Origin of the sequence: Streptomyces sp. NBC_01537 (assembly GCF_045040445.1) — a bacterium.
GTDB lineage: Bacteria > Actinomycetota > Actinomycetes > Streptomycetales > Streptomycetaceae > Actinacidiphila.
Genome location: NZ_CP109392.1, coordinates 6,478,634 through 6,497,264 on the forward strand (window position 1 = coordinate 6,478,634; position 18,631 = coordinate 6,497,264).

The 18,631-nt window shown below is 69.3% G+C and carries 18 protein-coding genes and 2 tRNA genes; 16 read left to right on the plus strand and 4 right to left on the minus strand.

The genetic code is table 11. The annotated features are described in order from the left end of the window. The first annotated feature begins 62 nt into the window (after positions 1-62). The 3 genes from OG607_RS29840 to OG607_RS29850 all read left to right on the plus strand — a co-directional run bounded on the left by OG607_RS29840 (position 63) and on the right by OG607_RS29850 (position 2,345). Positions 63-1,067 (plus strand): helix-turn-helix transcriptional regulator, encoded by a 1,005-nt coding sequence (locus tag OG607_RS29840; protein WP_405730098.1) that lies wholly within the window; start codon positions 63-65, stop codon positions 1,065-1,067. 85 nt (positions 1,068-1,152) lie between these two features. Further along, positions 1,153-1,815: an NUDIX hydrolase gene (locus OG607_RS29845; protein WP_405730100.1), complete on the plus strand. Its 663-nt coding sequence runs from the start codon at positions 1,153-1,155 to the stop codon at positions 1,813-1,815. Between the two features lie 125 nt (positions 1,816-1,940). Beyond that, positions 1,941-2,345 (plus strand): hypothetical protein, encoded by a 405-nt coding sequence (locus tag OG607_RS29850; RefSeq protein WP_405730102.1) that lies wholly within the window; start codon positions 1,941-1,943, stop codon positions 2,343-2,345. A gap of 59 nt (positions 2,346-2,404) precedes the next feature. On the opposite strand, the gene OG607_RS29855 is transcribed toward OG607_RS29850, so the two are convergent. Together OG607_RS29855 and OG607_RS29860 are read right to left on the minus strand one after the other, a co-directional pair. After that, entirely contained in the window at positions 2,405-3,052 is a 648-nt protein-coding gene (locus OG607_RS29855; protein ID WP_405730104.1) for a dihydrofolate reductase family protein, read from the minus strand. A 165-nt stretch (positions 3,053-3,217) separates the two neighbouring features. Then, positions 3,218-3,288 (minus strand) — tRNA-Gly (locus OG607_RS29860). 112 nt (positions 3,289-3,400) lie between these two features. On the opposite strand from OG607_RS29860, the gene OG607_RS29865 reads away from it, so the two are divergent. The 5 genes from OG607_RS29865 (at position 3,401) to clpX (ending at position 8,123) form a co-directional block, all read left to right on the plus strand. Then, positions 3,401-3,477 (plus strand) — tRNA-Pro (locus OG607_RS29865). A gap of 221 nt (positions 3,478-3,698) precedes the next feature. Beyond that, positions 3,699-5,081: a trigger factor gene (gene tig / locus OG607_RS29870; protein WP_405730106.1), complete on the plus strand. Its 1,383-nt coding sequence runs from the start codon at positions 3,699-3,701 to the stop codon at positions 5,079-5,081. A gap of 236 nt (positions 5,082-5,317) precedes the next feature. After that, positions 5,318-5,920, plus strand: a complete 603-nt coding sequence (locus tag OG607_RS29875; protein WP_405737136.1) for an ATP-dependent Clp protease proteolytic subunit — start codon at positions 5,318-5,320, stop codon at positions 5,918-5,920. A 107-nt stretch (positions 5,921-6,027) separates the two neighbouring features. Then, positions 6,028-6,651 carry an ATP-dependent Clp protease proteolytic subunit gene (locus OG607_RS29880; protein WP_405737139.1) on the plus strand — a complete coding sequence of 208 codons (624 nt, stop codon included), beginning with the start codon at positions 6,028-6,030 and terminating at the stop codon, positions 6,649-6,651. A gap of 185 nt (positions 6,652-6,836) precedes the next feature. Then, complete coding sequence (clpX, locus tag OG607_RS29885) at positions 6,837-8,123, plus strand: ATP-dependent Clp protease ATP-binding subunit ClpX (protein WP_329317707.1); 1,287 nt, start codon at positions 6,837-6,839, stop codon at positions 8,121-8,123. Positions 8,124-8,207: 84 nt separating this feature from the next. Here the strand turns inward: clpX and OG607_RS29890 are convergent, their stop codons facing one another. Together OG607_RS29890 and OG607_RS29895 are read right to left on the minus strand one after the other, a co-directional pair. Further along, positions 8,208-9,092 (minus strand): hypothetical protein, encoded by an 885-nt coding sequence (locus tag OG607_RS29890; RefSeq protein ID WP_405730108.1) that lies wholly within the window; start codon positions 9,090-9,092, stop codon positions 8,208-8,210. Positions 9,093-9,265: 173 nt separating this feature from the next. Further along, positions 9,266-9,889: a hypothetical protein gene (locus OG607_RS29895; protein WP_405730110.1), complete on the minus strand. Its 624-nt coding sequence runs from the start codon at positions 9,887-9,889 to the stop codon at positions 9,266-9,268. Between the two features lie 85 nt (positions 9,890-9,974). Between OG607_RS29895 and OG607_RS29900 the strand changes: the two genes are divergently transcribed. From OG607_RS29900 to mreD, 8 genes are all read left to right on the plus strand, one after another. Beyond that, complete coding sequence (locus OG607_RS29900; RefSeq protein WP_405730112.1) at positions 9,975-12,596, plus strand: valine--tRNA ligase; 2,622 nt, start codon at positions 9,975-9,977, stop codon at positions 12,594-12,596. An 18-nt stretch (positions 12,597-12,614) separates the two neighbouring features. Next, complete coding sequence (locus OG607_RS29905; protein ID WP_405730114.1) at positions 12,615-13,037, plus strand: Uma2 family endonuclease; 423 nt, start codon at positions 12,615-12,617, stop codon at positions 13,035-13,037. Between the two features lie 69 nt (positions 13,038-13,106). Further along, entirely contained in the window at positions 13,107-14,594 is a 1,488-nt protein-coding gene (locus OG607_RS29910; protein WP_405737141.1) for a bifunctional folylpolyglutamate synthase/dihydrofolate synthase, read from the plus strand. Between the two features lie 13 nt (positions 14,595-14,607). After that, positions 14,608-14,946, plus strand: a complete 339-nt coding sequence (locus OG607_RS29915) for a DUF4233 domain-containing protein (protein ID WP_405730116.1) — start codon at positions 14,608-14,610, stop codon at positions 14,944-14,946. A gap of 222 nt (positions 14,947-15,168) precedes the next feature. Then, a complete protein-coding gene (gene ndk, locus OG607_RS29920) occupies positions 15,169-15,582 on the plus strand; it encodes a nucleoside-diphosphate kinase (protein WP_329317712.1) in 414 nt (137 codons plus the stop codon). Between the two features lie 340 nt (positions 15,583-15,922). Further along, positions 15,923-16,942, plus strand: coding sequence for a rod shape-determining protein (locus tag OG607_RS29925; RefSeq protein WP_405737143.1), 1,020 nt, complete (start codon positions 15,923-15,925; stop codon positions 16,940-16,942). Positions 16,943-17,061: 119 nt separating this feature from the next. Continuing rightward, positions 17,062-18,009, plus strand: coding sequence for a rod shape-determining protein MreC (gene mreC, locus OG607_RS29930; RefSeq protein ID WP_405730118.1), 948 nt, complete (start codon positions 17,062-17,064; stop codon positions 18,007-18,009). Further along, positions 18,009-18,626, plus strand: coding sequence for a rod shape-determining protein MreD (gene mreD, locus OG607_RS29935; protein ID WP_405730120.1), 618 nt, complete (start codon positions 18,009-18,011; stop codon positions 18,624-18,626). The genes mreC and mreD overlap by 1 nt, the downstream gene beginning before the upstream one ends. The last annotated feature ends 5 nt before the right edge of the window (positions 18,627-18,631 follow it).

The following is an 18,631-nucleotide window of genomic DNA, read 5'->3' on the forward strand; positions in this document are numbered from 1 at the left end:
CTCGGCACGGGCGGGAACGGACGGGGCCGCCCGTGCGGGGACGCGGGGGAGGTCGGGGCGGGATGATCGGGACGGCGTTCCGGACCGAGGACGTGCCGGTGGGGGACAGGTTCGAGTACTGGCGGCAGCTGATGAGCCGGACGATCGCGCCCAGCGACATGAGCAGTGACTACGCCGCGGACTTCTGGGCGGAGCAGCGGTTGATCGAACTGGGACCGGTGCGCGTGTGGCCGACAGCGCTCCGGCCGACGCGGTTCCGGCGGAACGCACGGATGGTGCGGCAGTCCGATCCCGAGGAATACCACCTGACGCTGGTGCTCGGCGGCGGGCTGGGCCTGGACCACGTGGGGCGGTCCGACACGTACGGCCCGCACGATCTGTGGCTGACCGACACCTCACGCCCGTACGACGTGCAGTCCTGCGACGTGCGGCCGTCGGCCGCCGGGGACCTCCCCTACATCACCGGCGTCGGCGTGGACTTCCCCAAGACGCTGCTGCCCCTGTCACCGGACCGGGTCCGGGAGCTGCTGGGCAAGCGGCTGTCGGGGCGGGAGGGAACGGGCGCCCTGCTGACGGGGTTCCTCACCGGCCTGGACCGGCAGTCCGGCTTCCTCCAGCCGTCCGACGCGCCGCGCCTGGGCATGGTCCTGGTCGACCTGCTGGCCGCGTGGCTCGCCCAGGCGCTGGAGGCGGAGGCCGCCCTGTCGCCGGAGACCCACCGCCGGGTCACGGTCACCCGCATACGGGCGTTCATCCGGCAGAACCTGCACGACCCGGAACTGCGGCCGCCCGTGATCGCCGTCGCGCACCACATCTCCCTCAGCTACCTGCACCGGCTCTTCCAGGAGGACGGGTCGGGCGAGACGGTGGCGGCCTGGATCCGCGGTCAGCGGCTGGCGGGCGCCCGCCGCGATCTGGCCAACCCCGCGATGCACACCACGCCGGTCCACACCGTCGCCGCCCGCTGGGGCATCCGCAGCGCCTCCGACTTCACCCGCGCCTTCCGCACCGCGTACGGGATCTCACCCACGGAATACCGGTTCCAGGCCCGGTCCGAGGGCGAGTAGACGCACAGTCAAACCATCAACAGTCCGGCGAGCAGCAAGGGCCGCCGCGCGACATGGCGAACGACGAAACCAATACGGTTCCAGAATGTCATCTGCTCCGGAGCAGGGTCATCAGGCTGCCTGGCAGGATGCTCGGATGGTCCTGTCTCATAGCCGGTCCAACGATCGTGACGGGCGTCTTCGCGCCGCGCTGGCGGCCCTGTTCGATGGCATCGAGCCTTGGGACGAGCTGGAGCAGGCTCATCTGAATGCGGCTGCGGAGTGGGTCGCCAGTGGTGCGCCGGTGTACCGGACGCGCAAACCGGATGTCCCCGCGATGCACCTGGTGAGCTACTTCGTCGTCCTGGACGAGGAGCGCGGGCAGTTGCTGCTCGTCGCGCACCGCAAGGCGGGGCTGTGGCTTCCGCCCGGGGGGCACGTCGAGCCGGGAGAGGACCCGTGGACCGCGCTGGTGCGCGAGTGCGGCGAGGAGCTTGGCGTTCCGGCGGTCGCCTGGGCGATCACCGGAGAACGGCCCCTGTTCCTCACCGTCACCCGGACTCAGGGGCAGGGCGAGCACACCGACGTCTCGCTCTGGTACGTCCTCAACGCGGATGCGGAGAGCATCACTTCCTACAACGAGGAGGAGTTCACGGCAGTCAGGTGGTTGACTCCGGAGCGGGTACTGGGTGAGCCGCTGAGCTCTTTGGACCCGCATATGCACCGCTTCGTCCGCAAGCTGCTGAATGCCTGGCCTGGATACCGATAGCAGGACCCACGTGGTCAGTGTCCTGTCCCGGTTGACGCCTGACAGGTCAGCTCGCCTGATCGCGATCCACGCACTTGCCTTGATCAACAGGCCTGGGCGGCGGCATGCCCCCGTAGGGTGGTCCGATGTTCGATCGGTTGGAGATCAAGGTGCTGCCGCCGGGGCCACGCTTCGCGGCCCAGCTGCGGTTCTGGGTCAACACGAAGGACGTCGTGGAGCAAACGGTTGGTGATGGAGGGCGCGGACCGCTCGCGGCAGATGGGCTGCCGGTCGGTCGCCCCAGTCCGCTGCGGGCGATCAGTGAGCAGCGCCGCGTGCGGTTGGGGGAACCCGAGTGCACCGGTGGTTGCTGCGGTTTCCTGTCCGTGGTCGTGCAGCGAATCGGGGACGTCGTGCGGTGGTCGGACTGGCACGTTCCCTCCGCGGAGGCTCCGCCGCCGGACTTTCACTTTGATGCGAGCGAGTACGACGCTGAAGTGGCTCGCGCTGAGGCAGGCCCGTGGTGGCTGAGCTGCCGGACCATTGCGTGACGGCGGCGACCTGGCGGATTCACCGCCGACGACACGGGCCCACCTGGCGCGGGGCGGCTTCAGCCGTCGTCGCGCTCGGCACCGCGATCGGGTGCGCTCATGTCCCCCGTCCTGGGCGTGCCGTCGGCGAGCCCGTAGCGCAGGTACACGGTGCCGTTCGGACCGGCTACCGGTGGTTCGAGGAGGGTGACGTTCGTGGGCACCGCGCCACCGTCGAACACCTTCTTCCCGACGCCGAGCACGATCGGGTGCACCCAGAGGTCGAGACGGTCGAAGAGCTTCTCGCGCAGGAGGGTCTGCACCAGGTTCAGGCTCCCGACGACCTTCACGTGCTCGTGCCGGTCACGGATCTCGCGGACCGCGCCGGCCAGATCCGGGCCGAGCTGCGTGGACCCGGCCCACGAGAGGTCGGGCCTGCCGCGGGAGGCCACGTACTTCGGGACGCTGTTGAAGAGCGTGGCGATCTCGTTGTCCTCGCCGCCCTCCTGGTGCGGCCAGTAGCCGGCGAAGATGTCGTACGTCCGCCGGCCGAGCAGGAGGGCGTCCGTGCCCTCGTACGCGGCACCGACCTGCGCCCCCTCGACCTCGTCCAGCAGGGGCGCCTGCCAGCCGCCGAACGGGAACCCCGCCGGGTCCTCGTCGGGACCGCCGGGCGACTGCCCGACGAGGTCGAGGGTTGCGAACAGCTCGATGTGGATGAGGCCCATGCCTTGCTCCCGATGAGTTGGTTGTCCCGGTCGGGAAGTAGACGTGTGGGCGCCCGCAGACTCATCGCTGCGACGGCACCCGGCTTTACGGGGGCCTGACTCGTCCACCGAATGACCAAGGCCCAGGCGGGGGAGTGAACCCCTCGCCTGGGCCTCAGTGGCAAGAGCGGGCGACGGGAATCGAACCCGCGTAGCTAGTTTGGAAGACTAGGGCTCTACCATTGAGCTACGCCCGCAACGGCCAGTTATTCTGGCACACCGCATCGTAGCCGATCGAGCCGGATGTCGTTGACGCGGATATATGGCAGCCAGGGTGTGCGGAGGCATGTACTCTACGTGTCGCACTGACGGGGTGTGGCGCAGCTTGGTAGCGCGTCCGCTTTGGGAGCGGAAGGTCGTCGGTTCGAATCCGGCCACCCCGACCAGTAGGACCACGGCAGGACCAGTGGGCCGGTGAGCCGGTAAAGAGCTGCGGCTGTTCTCCGGCGCGGCCCGGGGCCGGAGCGTGGTACCGGTAGGATGGGTCGTCGGCCCCCGGTGTACGGCATGCGCACAGTGTGACCGGTAGATCGAGATCGCAAGGGATTGTGATCGGGATCGGCGCCGGAGAGCCCCCATCAACGTAAAGCCCCAAGGAGACCCAACCGTGAAGAGCGCCGTCGAGACTCTGAACCCGACCCGGGTTCGACTCACTGTCGAGGTGCCCTTCGAGGAGCTCAAGCCCAGCCTCGACGCGGCGTACAAGAAGATCAACCAGCAGGTGTCGGTGCCGGGCTTCCGTAAGGGCAAGATCCCTGCGCGCGTCATCGACCAGCGGTTCGGCCGTGGCGCGGTCCTCGAAGAGGCCATCAATGACGCGCTGCCGAAGTTCTACACGGAGGCGGTCAACGAGGGTGAGCTGAATGTCCTCGGTCAGCCGGATGTGGACATCACCGAGTTCAACGACGGTGACGAGCTGAAGTTCACCGCCGAGGTGGACATCCGCCCGACGATCGAGATCCCGGACTACACGGGCATCGAGGTCACGGTGGACGCCATCGAGATCTCGGACGAGGACGTCGACAAGTCGCTGGAGCAGCTCCGTGAGCGCTTCGCGTCGACGAGCCCGGTGGAGCGCGCGGCCGCCGAGGGCGATGTCGTGGTGATCGACCTGGAGGCCTCGGTCGACGGCGAGGTGCTGGAGGACGGCGTCGCCAAGGGCGTCAGCTACACCATCGGCTCGGGCCAGCTGCTCGACGGGATCGACGAGGCCGTGACGGGCCTGGAGGCCGGCGGTACGGCGACCTTCACGTCGGAGCTGAAGGGCGGCTCGGCGGCCGGGCAGGACGCGTCGGTCAAGGTCGAGGTCACGGCCGTGCAGGCGCGTGAGCTGCCGGAGCTGGACGACGACTTCGCACAGCTGGCGAGCGAGTTCGACACGCTTGAGGAGCTGCGCGCGGACAGCGTGAAGCGACTGACGCGGATCAAGCAGTACGACCAGGCCACGCAGGCTCAGGAGAAGGTGCTCGACGCCCTCCTGGAGCTCACCGAGGTCCCGCTGCCGGAGAAGCTCCTCAAGGACGAGATCGAGACTCGTACGCACAACCTGGAGCACCACCAGTTCGAGCCGATGGGCCTGACCTGGGAGAGCTTCCTGGAGCGCGAGGGCAAGACCCGCGAGGAGTACGACGCGGAGGTCGAGGAGCAGTCGAAGAAGGGCATCAAGACCCAGTTCGTGCTCGACGAGCTGGTGTCGAAGGAGAAGCTGTCGGTCAACCAGGAGGAGCTCACCGAGCACCTCATGCGCCGTGCGGCCTCCTCCGGCATGAGCCCGGACCAGTTCGCGCAGGCGGTCGTCGAGGGCGGCCAGGTGCCGCTGCTCGTCGGTGAGGTCGCGCGCGGCAAGGCGCTGGCCGTGGTCGTGGAGGCGGCGAAGGTCGTCGACACCAACGGCGAGGTCGTCGACCTCGAGGACGACGAGGACGAGACCGGCGAGACGGTCGAGGCGGCCGCTGAGGCCGTTGCCGAGGACGAGTCCACCGAGGCCTGAGCTTCGCACGCATGACGCACGACGGGCCCGGATGCGTAAGCGTCCGGGCCCGTCCCTTTCCCCGTACCACCACCCTGCGCTCAGAGCGAACAGTTCCGCGTAGGGGATTGCTGGGCCCCACCTGCGCGTTAGGGTCCGTAAGTACGGGGGCAGAGTGCTTTCGCTCCGCCCACGAGAAGACCCTGTGACGGCTGACGGCCGTCCGACAACGAGCAGGTGGATACGTGACGCTTCCGATGCCTTCCGCCGCCGGCGAGCCGACCTTCGGTGGCCTCGGCGACCAGGTCTACAACCGGCTGCTCAACGAGCGGATCATTTTCCTCGGCCAGGCGGTCGACGACGACATCGCCAACAAGATCACCGCGCAGCTCCTCCTCCTTGCCGCTGACCCGGACAAGGACATCTACCTCTACATCAACAGCCCCGGCGGTTCGGTGACGGCCGGCATGGCGATCTACGACACCATGCAGTTCATCCCGAACGACGTGGTCACCATCGCGATGGGCCTCGCGGCCTCGATGGGCCAGTTCCTGCTGACCGCCGGCGCCCCCGGCAAGCGCTTCGCGCTGCCGAACACCGACATCCTGATGCACCAGCCGTCGGCCGGCCTGGCCGGTTCGGCCTCGGACATCAAGATCCACGCGGAGCAGCTGCTGCGTACGAAGAAGCGGATGGCCGAGCTGATCGCTCAGCACTCCGGCCAGACCATCGAGGCGATCACCCGCGACTCCGACCGCGACCGGTGGTTCTCCACCGAGAAGGCCAAGGAGTACGGCCTGATCGACGACGTCATCACGCACGCCGCCAATGTGCCGGGCGGCGGCGGCACCGGGGCCTGAGCATCGCCCACAGCCCCATACCCGCCTCCCAGCCCCTGCCCTTCCCCAGGACGGTGAACGTGAACACGACCCCCAGCAACATCCCCGGCGGCAGTCTCTACGACCGCATGACGCCGGCCGAGGCCCGCTACATCGTTCCGCGTTTCGTGGAGCGCACCTCGCAGGGCATCCGCGAGTACGACCCGTACGCGAAGCTCTTCGAGGAGCGGGTGATCTTCCTCGGCGTCCAGATCGACGACGCCTCCGCCAACGACGTCATGGCGCAGCTGCTGTGCCTGGAGTCGATGGACCCCGACCGTGACATCTCGGTCTACATCAACAGCCCCGGCGGCTCCTTCACGGCTCTCACGGCGATCTACGACACGATGCAGTTCGTGAAGCCGGACATCCAGACGGTCTGCATGGGCCAGGCCGCCTCCGCCGCCGCCGTGCTGCTCGCGGCGGGCACCCCCGGTAAGCGCATGGCGCTGCCGAACGCCCGCATCCTGATCCACCAGCCGTACAGCGAGACCGGCCGTGGGCAGGTCTCCGACCTGGAGATCGCCGCGAACGAGATCCTGCGGATGCGCGCGCAGTTGGAGGAGATGCTCGCGAAGCACTCCACCACCCCGATCGACCAGATCCGGGACGACATCGAGCGCGACAAGATCCTCACCGCCGAGGACGCGCTGACCTACGGTCTGATCGACCAGATCGTCGCCACCCGCAAGACCTCCACCGCGGCGGTCTAGGCACAAGGCAGGCGTAAGGCAGGCATAAGCCCCTCTTGGACCGGCTCGGAAGGCGCGAGGTAGCGCAGCTCACGACCCAGTCGGTTCAAGGGGGGCCCGTACGGGGGTCCCGGCAAGGTACCGTCGATAGGCAAGCACCAGGACCCGTCGAGGCAGACGGGACCCAGGCGAAGGGGAAACACCTCGTGGCACGCATCGGTGACGGCGGCGACCTGCTGAAGTGCTCATTCTGCGGAAAGAGCCAGAAGCAGGTGAAGAAGCTCATCGCAGGGCCCGGTGTGTACATCTGCGACGAGTGCATCGACCTCTGCAACGAAATCATCGAGGAGGAGCTCGCCGAGTCCTCCGAGGTGCGCTGGGAAGACCTTCCCAAGCCGCGCGAGATCTACGAGTTCCTGGAGAGCTACGTCGTCGGCCAGGAGCCGGCCAAGAAGGCGCTCTCCGTCGCGGTCTACAACCATTACAAGCGCGTCCAGGCCGGCGAGAACAACAGCGGGCGCGGGCACGACGACGGCATCGAACTCGCCAAGTCCAACATCCTGCTCCTCGGCCCGACCGGCTCCGGCAAGACCCTGCTGGCGCAGACCCTGGCCCGGATGCTGAACGTGCCGTTCGCCATCGCGGACGCCACGGCACTGACCGAGGCGGGCTATGTCGGCGAGGACGTCGAGAACATCCTGCTGAAGCTGATCCAGGCGGCGGACTACGACGTCAAGAAGGCCGAGACCGGGATCATCTACATCGATGAGATCGACAAGGTCGCCCGTAAGAGTGAAAATCCTTCGATCACCCGGGATGTGTCCGGTGAGGGCGTCCAGCAGGCCCTGCTGAAGATCCTGGAGGGGACGACGGCCTCGGTGCCCCCGCAGGGCGGCCGCAAGCACCCCCACCAGGAATTCATCCAGATCGACACGACGAATGTCCTCTTCATCGTCGGCGGCGCCTTCGCCGGGCTGGAGAAGATCATCGAGTCCCGCGCGGGTGCCAAGGGCATCGGCTTCGGCGCCACGATCCGCTCCAAGCGCGAGATCCAGGCCTCCGACCAGTTCCAGGAGGTCATGCCCGAGGACCTGGTCAAGTTCGGCATGATCCCCGAGTTCATCGGCCGTCTGCCGGTCATCACCAGCGTCCACAACCTGGACCGCGAGGCGCTCCTCCAGATCCTCATCGAGCCGCGCAACGCGCTCGTCAAGCAGTACCAGCGGCTCTTCGAACTCGACGGCGTGGAGCTGGAGTTCGAGCGCCCGGCGCTGGAGGCGATCGCCGACCAGGCCATCCTCCGCCAGACCGGCGCGCGCGGGCTGCGCGCCATCATGGAGGAGGTGCTGATGTCCGTGATGTACGAGGTCCCGTCCCGCAAGGACGTCGCCCGGGTCGTCATCACCGAGGATGTCGTTCACTCGAACGTGAACCCCACGCTGGTGCCGCGCGAGCCGCGCATCATCGGCAAGGGCGAGCAGAAGAGCGCGTAGCGCGTAGCGCGTACGTATGTGAAGGGGGCGCCCGGACTTCTCCGGGCGCCCCCTTCGCGCTGTCGCGGGGCTTACGTCGCGGGCTTACTTGGCGACGCGGATCTCGTTGCGGATCTTGGCCGTGGTCTCGGCCCACTCGCTCACCGAGGGGTTCGAGCTGGTGCCGGAGATGTCGGTGTTCGCGTACGCGACGAAGGCGATGGTGCTGTCGTCCGCCCAGGCGCAGTACGGCATCGCAACGTCGCCCGTGCCGACCGTGCCGCACTTCATGCTGTCGCCGTCGAAGCCGGAGGGGTGCTGGTCGGTCGCCGCGCCGCCGCCGGAGGTCGAGAGGGCCTTGAGCATCGCGGTCATGGCCGCGGCGGGGTCGTACACGTCCCCGTAGCCGCCGCCGATCGAGATCTGGGCGGTGTCGCCCTTGTAGCGGGCGGTGTAGCCCTTGCCGTTCTTGATGCCGCTGTCCGACGTGCCGTTCGACGTGTTGCTCGTGTCGGCGTCCGTCTTGGAGTACTTGCCGTCCAGGATGGTGGCCGGAGCGGTCAGCGTGTAGCCACCGCCGCTGCTGCCGCTGCCGCTTGCGAAGACCGCGATCCCGCCGCCGATCAGGGCCAGGGCGACCACGGCGCCCGCCACGATGCCGATGATCTTGCCCTTGCCGCCACCGCTCGGGGGCGGCGGGGCGCCCCAGGAGGGCTGGCCGGGCTGCTGGCCGTACGGCTGGGCACCGTAGGGGGCGGGCTGCTGCGGGTAGGCCCCCGGCTGCTGGGGGTAGCCCTGTTGCGGGGGATAGCCGTAGCCGGGGGCCGGGGCGGCGGCGGGGGCCTGCTGGGGCGGGTAGCCGTAGCCCGGGGCAGCCGGCTGAGCCTGCGGCGGGCCGGGCTGGGGTGGCTGCTGGGGGTAGCCGGGTTGTCCCCCGTAGCCAGGCTGGCCGCCGTAACCCGGCTGCGGCGGCGGCTGGTTGAAGCTCATGCGAGATCCCCTCGTGTCACTGCTGTCTCGCAGACATCCTCGCGGATTCCTTGGGGCGCCCTTACAGCGGGGCTGTGAGGGATTCGTAACGGCCGCTGCCGCCACCGGGAACCGGGATGCGATGGCGGCTGGTTGTGGCCCGTACGGAGTCCGCGCGTGCCGCCGGCCGGTTGTCAGCCGTTGATCACGACCCGAGCCTGCTGCCATACACGGGCGGTGAGTTGGGCGACATCCTCCAGCCTGGTGGATCCCCCTTTCGGCATCACCGAGAGCCGGCCGACCGTGTCGGCGTCCGCCCAAGCGCATTCGAGCATGCGAAACGGGCCCAGTTTGAGTTCCACGCACTTCACGACGACGTCGCTGCTCAGGCCCTTCGGCTTGAACAGCCTGGGCGCGGCGACAGCGTCGATGCCTGTCTTCTGCACCCTCGCCATCGTCGCGTCGACGGCCGCCCCGGGGTCGTACACATCACCCCAGGCGCCGTCCAGATCCAGAATGCTGCTGCCGTTTTCGTAGTTCGCCGACACTTCGCGCTCGACGCGGATCCCTTGGGGCGTCGTGCCGTCCGGCGGCACGACGGACACGGCCGTCGACTGGACGGTGCCATGCCTGACGTACCCGCCCGCCAGCCTTTTCGGAGCCGTCAGCCCGTAATGCGACTTCTCGCTCTCCGCGCCGTTCTCTCTGCCGCTGTCCCTACCGCTCAGCGCGAAGGCGCCGGCGCCCGCCCCCGCGAGCAGGAGTGCGAGCAAGGCGCCCGCCAGTATCAGGTTCCGTCTTCGTGAGCCCTCGGCCATCGGAACTTCCCCTCCCCGTCCGCCCCGTCATGATCGCGTCATTATGCGTTCGTAAGGGGTCCCCAAGCCCCCTTAGACTGGCGTCGTGACCGAGAACACTCAGCAGCCAGCAGCCAGCCCCACCGAATTGCCGACCCAGTACGCGCCGGCCGAGGTAGAGGGGCAGCTGTACGAGCGCTGGGTAGAGCGTGGTTACTTCGAGGCGGACGCGAAGAGCGAGAAGAAGCCGTACACGATCGTCATCCCGCCGCCGAACGTCACGGGAAGCCTGCACTTGGGGCATGCCTTCCAGCACACGCTGATGGACGCCCTCACCCGCCGTAAGCGGATGCAGGGTTACGAGGCGCTGTGGCTGCCCGGCATGGACCACGCCGGAATCGCGACCCAGAACAAGGTCGAGCAGCAGCTCGCCGAGGAGGGCAAGTCCCGCCACGACCTGGGGCGTGAGGCGTTCGTCGAGCGCGTCTGGCAGTGGAAGGAAGAGTACGGCGGCAAGATCCTCGGCCAGATGCGGCGCCTCGGCGACGGCGTGGACTGGTCGCGTGAGCGGTTCACGATGGACGAGGGGCTGAGCCGCGCCGTCCAGACGATCTTCAAGAAGCTGTACGACGACAGGCTGATCTACCGCGCCGAGCGCATCATCAACTGGTGCCCGCGCTGCCTGACGGCCATCTCGGACATCGAGGTCGAGCACGAGGACCGCGACGGCGAGCTGGTCTCCATCCGGTACGGCGAGGGCGAGAACTCCATCGTCGTCGCCACCACCCGCGCCGAGACGATGCTCGGTGACACCGCGGTCGCCGTCCACCCGGACGACGCGCGGTACGCGCACCTCATCGGCACCGAGGTCGAACTGCCGCTGACCGGCCGCCGGATCCCGGTCGTCGCGGACGCGCACGTCGACCCGGAGTTCGGCACGGGCGCGGTCAAGGTGACCCCGGCGCACGACCCGAACGACTTCGAGATCGGCCAGCGGCACAACCTGCCGTCGCTGACGATCATGGACGACCACGCGCGGATCACCGTCCACGGCCCCTTCCAGGACATGGACCGGCTGGAGGCGCGCTCGGCCGTCGTCGGCGCGCTGCGCTCGCAGGGGCGGATCGTCGCGGAGAAGCGTCCGTACGTCCACGCGGTCGGCCACTGCTCGCGCTGCAAGACGATCATCGAGCCCCGGCTGTCGCTGCAGTGGTGGGTCAAGGTCGGCCCGCTCGCGCAGGCCGCCGGTGACGCGGTCCGCGACGGCCGCGTCAGGATCCACCCGCAGGAGATGTCGGGCCGGTACTTCCAGTGGGTCGACAACATGCACGACTGGTGCATCTCGCGCCAGCTGTGGTGGGGTCACCGCATCCCCGTCTGGTACGGCCCGGACGGCGAGGTCGTCTGCGTCGGCCCCGACGAGCAGCCGCCGGCGGGGGAGGGCTGGACGCAGGACTCCGATGTCCTGGACACCTGGTTCTCCTCGGGCCTGTGGCCGTTCTCGACCCTCGGCTGGCCCGAACAGACCCCGGATCTGGAGAAGTTCTACCCGACCGATGTCCTGCTGACCGGCCACGACATCATCTTCTTCTGGGTCGCCCGGATGATGATGTTCGGCCTGTACGCGATGGACGGCGTCGCGCCCTTCCACACCATCGCCCTCACCGGGCTGGTCCGCGACGAGCGCGGCAAGAAGATGTCCAAGTCCTTCGGCAATGTCGTCGACCCGCTCGACTGGATGGACAAGTACGGCTCGGACGCCCTGCGCTTCACCCTCGCGCGCGGCGCCAACCCCGGCACCGACGTCCCGATCGGCGAGGACTGGGTCCAGGGCTCACGCAACTTCACCAACAAGATCTGGAACGCGACGCGCTTCGCGCTCATGAACGGCGCGACCGTCGAGGGCCCGCTGCCGCCCGCCGAGGAGATGTCGGCGGCCGACCGCTGGATCCTGTCCCGGCTGAACGCGACCGTCGCCGAGGCCGACGCGCTCTACGAGGACTACCAGTTCGCCAAGCTCAGCGACGCCCTCTTCCACTTCGCGTGGGACGAGGTCTTCGACTGGTACGTCGAGCTGTCCAAGACCACCTTCATTGCGGGCGGCCGTCCGGCCGAGGTCTCCGGCCGCGTCCTCGGTGAGGTCCTGGACGTCCTGCTGCGCCTGCTCCACCCCGTCGTCCCCTTCGTCACCGAGACCCTGTGGACGACGCTCACCGGCCGCGAGTCCCTCGTCATCGCCGACTGGCCGACGGATTCCGGTTTCCGGGACCAGGCGGCGGAGCGCGAGATCGCCGCCGTCCAGTCCCTCATCACCGAAGTCCGCCGCTTCCGCGCCGACCAGGGCCTCCAGCCCGGCCAGAAGGTCCCCGCCCGGCTCGCGCTGGGCACCACCGGGCTGGGCGCCCACGAAGCGGCCGTCCGCCAGATCCTCCGGCTCCAGCCGGAGGGCGAGGCCTTCGCCGCCACCGCCACCCTGCCGGTGGCGGGCGTCACCGTCGCGCTCGACCTCTCGGGCACGATCGACGTCGAGGCGGAGCGCAAGCGCCTCGCCAAGGACCTGGCCGCCGCCGAGAAGGAAAAGGCCCAGGCGAAGGCCAAGCTCGGCAACGAGGCCTTCCTCGGCAAGGCGCCCGAGCCGGTCGTCGCCAAGATCCGTACCCGGCTGGCGGCCGCCGAGGCCGACATCGAGCGGATCGCCGCCCAGTTGGCGGGCCTGCCGCAGGGCTGACGCTTGCCGTGACGTCGTGTGGGCCCGGACCGGATCGGTCCGGGCCCACGGGTTTTCCACAGCCCCGGTGTCGCTCTCAGGAACGCCCGGGTTGCCCCGTACGGGACGAACTGCGAGCGCTGTGTCCTGGTCGACGAGCTGAATGTGCCGAAGCCGGATGTCGTGATCTTCGACAGGACCGGCCTCGATGTGCGGACGCTGGGGTGCGTGCCAGTGGCGAGCACGGTGCTCGCTGTGGAGGTCGTCTCGGTCGGTTCCCGGTCGGACGACCGGTTCCGGAAGCCGGGTATGTACGCGGCAGCGGGCGTCGACGCCTACTGGCGTGTGGAACGAGGAACCGACGACATTCCGGTCGTCCACGAATTCCGCCTAGGGATCCTGCGCACGGACTTCCCGTATCCCGTTGAGATCGATCTCCGGGCGATCGTCGGTGACCTGTGAACCGCCGCGCTCCGTAGACTGGTCCCCGTGAGCACTCGCCCCGGGGATGACGATTCCCTCTTCGACGCCCTGACCTCTGAAGAAGACGAAGTCACCCCCGACGTCACGCCCGACCGCGAGGCCGACCTCGCCGTCATCGAGGCCGGCAGCCGCACCCTGCGCGCGGGCGGCCCCGCCCCCCAGGACGACGGTGTCCCGGCCCGGCCCAAGGACCCCGAGGTGGACAAGGCGCTCCGGGCGGTGGAGGCAGAGCTGGCGGATCGTTGGGGCGAGACGAAACTCGAACCGTCGCTCGTCCGGATGACCGCGCTGATGGACATCCTGGGTGACCCGCAGCGCGCGTATCCGTCCATCCACATCACCGGCACCAACGGCAAGACGAGCACGGCACGGATGATCGAGCAGCTGCTGCTCGGCTTCGAGCTGCGTACGGGCCGGTACACGAGCCCGCACGTGCAGTCGGTGACGGAGCGGATCAGCCTGGACGGGGCGCCGATCGCTCCCGAGAAGTTCATCGAGACCTACACGGACATCAAGCCGTACGTGGAGATGGTGGACGGGCAGCAGCAGCACCGGATGTCGTTCTTCGAGGTGCTGACCGGGATGGCGTACGCCGCCTTCGCGGACGCGCCCGTGGACGTGGCGGTCGTCGAGGTCGGGATGGGCGGCAGCTGGGACGCCACGAACGTGGTGGACGGCACGGTCGCCGTCGTCACCCCGATCGCGCTGGACCATACGGACCGGCTGGGCTCGACGCCCGGCGAGATCGCGGTGGAGAAGGCGGGCATCGTCAAGAAGGACGCGACGGTGGTCCTCGCCCAGCAGCCGGTCGAGGCGGCGCAGGTGCTGCTGAAGAAGGCCGTCGAGGTGGACGCGACGGTGGCGCGCGAGGGCATGGAGTTCGGGGTCACGCACCGTGAGCTGGCGGTCGGCGGGCAGCTGCTGACGCTGCGCGGGCTGGGCGGGGAGTACGAGCAGGTGTTCCTGCCGCTGCACGGCGAGCACCAGGCGCACAACGCGGCGGTGGCGCTGGCGGCGGTCGAGGCGTTCTTCGGCATCGGTACGTCGCAAGCGCGCACGCTGGACATCGACACGATCCGCACGGCCTTCGCGCAGGTCACCTCGCCGGGCCGGCTGGAGATCGTACGCCGGAGCCCGACCGTGGTCCTGGACGCCGCGCACAACCCGGCGGGGGCGCGGGCGGCAGCGGCGGCGGTGGCGGACTCGTTCGACTTCACGCATCTGGTCGGGGTGGTCGGGCCGAGCGCGGACAAGGACGTACGCGGGGTCCTGGAGGCCTTCGAGCCGGTCTTCGCGGAGATCGTGGTGACCCAGAACTCGACCTTCCGGGCGATGGACGTGGACGAGCTGGCGGCGATCGCGGTCGAGGTCTTCGGCGACGACCGGGTGCAGGTCGAGCCGCGCCTGGACGACGCGCTGGAGGCCGCGATCACCCTGGCGGAGGAAGAGGGCGCGTACTCCGGCGCGGGCGTGCTGGTCACCGGCTCGGTGATCACTGTGGGAGAGGCCCGGCTGCTGCTGGGCCGGAAGCGATAGGCGAGCGGCGACCATGCGGACCCTGTGCGCGAGCACTCTGATCGGTGAGTTCTTCGTGATCGGCTTCGCCGGTCTCGTCGCGATGAAGCAGCCCGGCCTCACGGCCGGCACGGTGTGGGCGGTCAGCGGCATCGCGATGGCACTGTGCGTACTGCTCTGCGGCATGATCGAGCGGCGCGGCGGCCTCGTCGCCGGCTGGGTGCTCCAGGCCGGACTGGTCGCGAGCGGCCTCGTCCTGCCGACGATGTTCTTCCTCGGCGCCGTCTTCGCCGCCCTGTGGTGGGCCTCGATCCACTACGGCCGCAAGATCGACGAAGCCAAGGCGGCCAGGGCCGCCGCCACGGCCGCCTGAGCCGTCGCCGCGTGACCGCCCCCCTCAGGGCGGGTCGGCCACCGCCGCCGCACAGGCGCTCCTCGGGGATGGTGCCGTTTCGTGGCGCGGCCGGCCCCGTGGGTGGTTGCCCGCGCAGTTCCCCGCGCCCCTGGCGGGACCCCGCGCTGCCCCCGGCACAGATGCGCCCGGTATCGTGCGGCCTAACCCGCTGTGACCGTCGTACGTAATGGAGTCCCCACCGTGAGTCAGCGCACCCTGGTCATCCTCAAGCCCGACGCCGTCCGCCGTGGTCTGGTCGGCGAGATCATCGGCCGCATCGAGCGCAAGGCCGACTGGACGATCGCCGCGCTGGAGCTGCGCACGCTGGACCGCGCGACCCTGGAGACGCACTACGCCGAGCACGTCGGGCGGCCGTTCTACGAGCCGCTGGTGGAGTTCATGCTCTCCGGCCCGGTCGCGGTGCTGGTCGTCGAGGGCGAGCGGGTCATCGAGGGCGTACGCGCCCTGGCGGGCCCCACGGACCCGATCGCGGCGGCGCCGGGGTCCATCCGGGGTGACTTCGGGACGATCGTGCGGGAGAACCTGATCCACGCCTCGGACTCGGAGGAGTCCGCCGAGCGCGAGATCAAGATCTTCTACCCCGGTCTGGCCTGAGCCGGCGCCTGCCAAGGCCTGCCAGGCCTGATACTCGGTCAGCTCAATGGGCGGTCGGATTTTTTTCGGCCGCCCAGGTGGCATACGCACGGGCTGACGGGGAACCAATTCCGCCGACACGGCATCCTCATTACCGGGGGACCGCTGTGTGTTCTGATGACAATGGCGGCGACACCCTGACGCCGTGCCCCGGCGGGCGCGACTACGATGGAATCTCCGCATCCGTGGCGACCGAACACCGAACACGTGACGCAGCACGTTCGCGCGTTCGCGCCTGCCGTCGTCCACCCCCACACCGCTCCAGCTCGGGAAGGCCAGACGTATCCTCATGGCGAACAACATGTCGTTCATCGGCCGTGACATGGCTGTCGACCTCGGGACCGCCAACACGCTGGTGTACGTCAGGGGTCGCGGGATCGTTCTCAACGAGCCATCCGTGGTCGCCATCAACACCAACACCGGCGGCATCCTCGCGGTCGGCTCCGAGGCGAAGAAGATGATCGGCCGGACCCCCGGCAACATCGTCGCGGTGCGCCCCCTCAAGGACGGCGTGATCGCCGACTTCGAGGTCACCGAGCGCATGCTGCGCCACTTCATCGTCAAGGTGCACAAGCGCCGCTACCTGGCCCGCCCGCGCGTGGTCGTCTGCGTCCCCTCCGGTATCACCGGGGTCGAGCGCCGCGCCGTGATCGAGGCCTCCACGCAGGCCGGCGCCCGCCAGGTGCACATCATCGAGGAGCCGATGGCCGCCGCGATCGGCGCCGGGCTCCCGGTGCACGAGGCGACCGGCAACATGGTGGTGGACATCGGCGGCGGCACGACCGAGGTCGCGGTGATCTCGCTCGGCGGCATCGTCACCGCCCAGTCCATCCGGGTGGCGGGCGACGAGCTGGACAACGCGATCATCCAGCACATCAAGAAGGAGTACTCGCTCCTGCTGGGTGAGCGCACCGCCGAATCGATCAAGCTGACCATCGGCTCGGCGTTCGACCTGAAGAAGGACGAACACACCGAGATCCGCGGCCGCGACCTGGTCTCCGGCCTGCCCAAGACCGTCGTCGTCTCCGCCGCCGAGGTCCGCAAGGCCATCGAGGAGCCGGTCAACGCGATCGTGGACGCGGTGAAGACCACGCTCGACAAGTGCCCGCCCGAGCTGTCCGGCGACATCATGGACCGCGGCATCGTGCTGGCCGGCGGCGGTGCGCTGCTGCGCGGCCTGGACGAGCGGCTGCGTTACGAGACGGGCATGCCGATCCACATCGCCGAGGACCCGCTGAACTCGGTCGCGCTGGGCGCGGGCAAGTGCGTCGAGGAGTTCGAGGCGCTGCAGGCGGTCCTGGACGCTGCGCCGCGCAGATGACCCGGATGGGCCCGTACGATCCCTCGTACGGGTGACTGGCGACTGCTGATCCGCACGCCGGATCGTTCTATCTCCGGCACATACACGCTGACTGACGAGGAAGGCACGGACTCGCCCCCGTGAGGGACACACGTGAGAGCCGGCTTCTGCTGGTGCTACTGGTGGCGATCGCGTTCGCGCTGATCACCGTGGACATCCGCGGCGGCGAGTCGTCGCCGCTGGACGGCGCCCGGTCGGCTGCCGCCGCCGTCTTCGGGCCGGTCGAGAACGGGGTCGCCTCCGCCGTGGACCCGGTGGGCAACGCCATAGCGGCCGTACGGGACTCCGGCGACCGCAGCGACAAGCTCACGGAGCTGGAGCGGCAGAACGCCCAGCTCAAGCAGGAGCTGGGCAGCAAGGACGCCACCCGGGCCCGGGCCAAGGAGCTCGACAAGCTGCTGAAGACCGCGGCGACCGGCCAGTACCGGGTCAAGGCGGCCCAGGTGATCGCCATAGGGGCGGCCCAGGGCTTCTCCTGGACGGTGACGATCGACGCGGGCAGCGGCGACGGCATAGAGCGCGACATGACCGTCCTCAACGGCGACGGACTGGTCGGCCGGGTCACCACGGTGGGTCCGTCGACCTCCACCGTGCTGCTCGCGTGCGACCCGGACTTCACCGTCGGCACGCGCCTGGAGAAGACCTCCGAGCTGGGCTTCGCCACCGGGCAGGGCAACCGCGCGATGCGGGTGCAGCTGCTCAACGGCAAGTCCGACGTGCGCAACGGCGACCGGCTGGTCACCTTCGGCTCGTCCGCCGACAAGCCCTTCGTGCCGGGCGTCCCGGTCGGCAAGGTCGTGAAGGTGACCCCGTCGTCGGGCAACCTCACCAAGACCATCGAGGTCCAGCCCTTCGTGGCGTTCACCCAGCTCGATGTCGTCGGCATCGTCGTCCAGGCCCCGCGCAAGGACCCGCGCGACGCGGTCCTGCCCGCGAAGCCGACCCCGGCGCCGACGGTCACGGTCACCGTCACACCCAGCACCGAACCGTCGGACGGGACCACCAACGGCACCGGGGGGAACAACTGATGCGCCTGAACCGGATCCTGCTGTCCGGCGCCCTGATCGTGGTCGCCCTCGTCGTCCAGGTCTGCGTCCTGGCCCGGCTCCAACTGCCCGGCGCCGTCCCCGACCTGCTGCTGCTGACCGTCCTCGGCCTCGCCATCACCTACGGCCACGTAGGCGGCGCCCTCGTCGGCTTCGGCGCCGGCCTCCTCGCGGACCTCGCCCCGCCCGCCGACCACGCCGCCGGCCGCTACGCCCTCGTGCTCTGTGTCATCGGCTACCTCGCGGGCCTGGCCAAGCCGGACAGCGGCCAGTTGCGCTCCGCCGCCGGCCCGATGGTCGTGGTCGTCGCCGCCGCCATCGGCGCCACCCTGCTCTACGCGGGCGTCGGCACCCTCGTCGGCGACACCGCCGCCCAGCATGTCGGCCTCGGCAAGCTGCTGTTCACCGCCGCCGTCTACGACCTGCTCCTCGCGCCCTTCACCGTCCCCTGGATCATGGCCCTGGCCCGCAAGCTCGACAACGACCCCCTCACCGAGGACCCGGCCGGCGGCTACGGCGCGATCTCCCGCGTCGGCGGCCAGCGCCCCGGCCTCCTCGGCCGGGTCAGCAACGTTTCCAAGGGGAGCCGCAGGCTGTGAGGCTG

Excerpts from the sequence above, each read along its gene's own strand:
- OG607_RS29840 (WP_405730098.1), top strand. The coding sequence starts at position 63 with ATGATCGGGACGGCGTTCCGGACCGAGGACGTGCCGGTGGGGGACAGG.
- OG607_RS29845 (WP_405730100.1), top strand. The coding sequence starts at position 1,153 with ATGTCATCTGCTCCGGAGCAGGGTCATCAGGCTGCCTGGCAGGATGCT.
- OG607_RS29850 (WP_405730102.1), top strand. The coding sequence starts at position 1,941 with ATGTTCGATCGGTTGGAGATCAAGGTGCTGCCGCCGGGGCCACGCTTC.
- OG607_RS29855 (WP_405730104.1), bottom strand. The coding sequence starts at position 3,052 with ATGGGCCTCATCCACATCGAGCTGTTCGCAACCCTCGACCTCGTCGGG.
- OG607_RS29875 (WP_405737136.1), top strand. The coding sequence starts at position 5,318 with ATGCCTTCCGCCGCCGGCGAGCCGACCTTCGGTGGCCTCGGCGACCAG.
- OG607_RS29880 (WP_405737139.1), top strand. The coding sequence starts at position 6,028 with ATGACGCCGGCCGAGGCCCGCTACATCGTTCCGCGTTTCGTGGAGCGC.
- OG607_RS29890 (WP_405730108.1), bottom strand. The coding sequence starts at position 9,092 with ATGAGCTTCAACCAGCCGCCGCCGCAGCCGGGTTACGGCGGCCAGCCT.
- OG607_RS29895 (WP_405730110.1), bottom strand. The coding sequence starts at position 9,889 with ATGGCCGAGGGCTCACGAAGACGGAACCTGATACTGGCGGGCGCCTTG.
- OG607_RS29915 (WP_405730116.1), top strand. The coding sequence starts at position 14,608 with ATGCGGACCCTGTGCGCGAGCACTCTGATCGGTGAGTTCTTCGTGATC.
- OG607_RS29925 (WP_405737143.1), top strand. The coding sequence starts at position 15,923 with ATGTCGTTCATCGGCCGTGACATGGCTGTCGACCTCGGGACCGCCAAC.
- mreD (WP_405730120.1), top strand. The coding sequence starts at position 18,009 with ATGCGCCTGAACCGGATCCTGCTGTCCGGCGCCCTGATCGTGGTCGCC.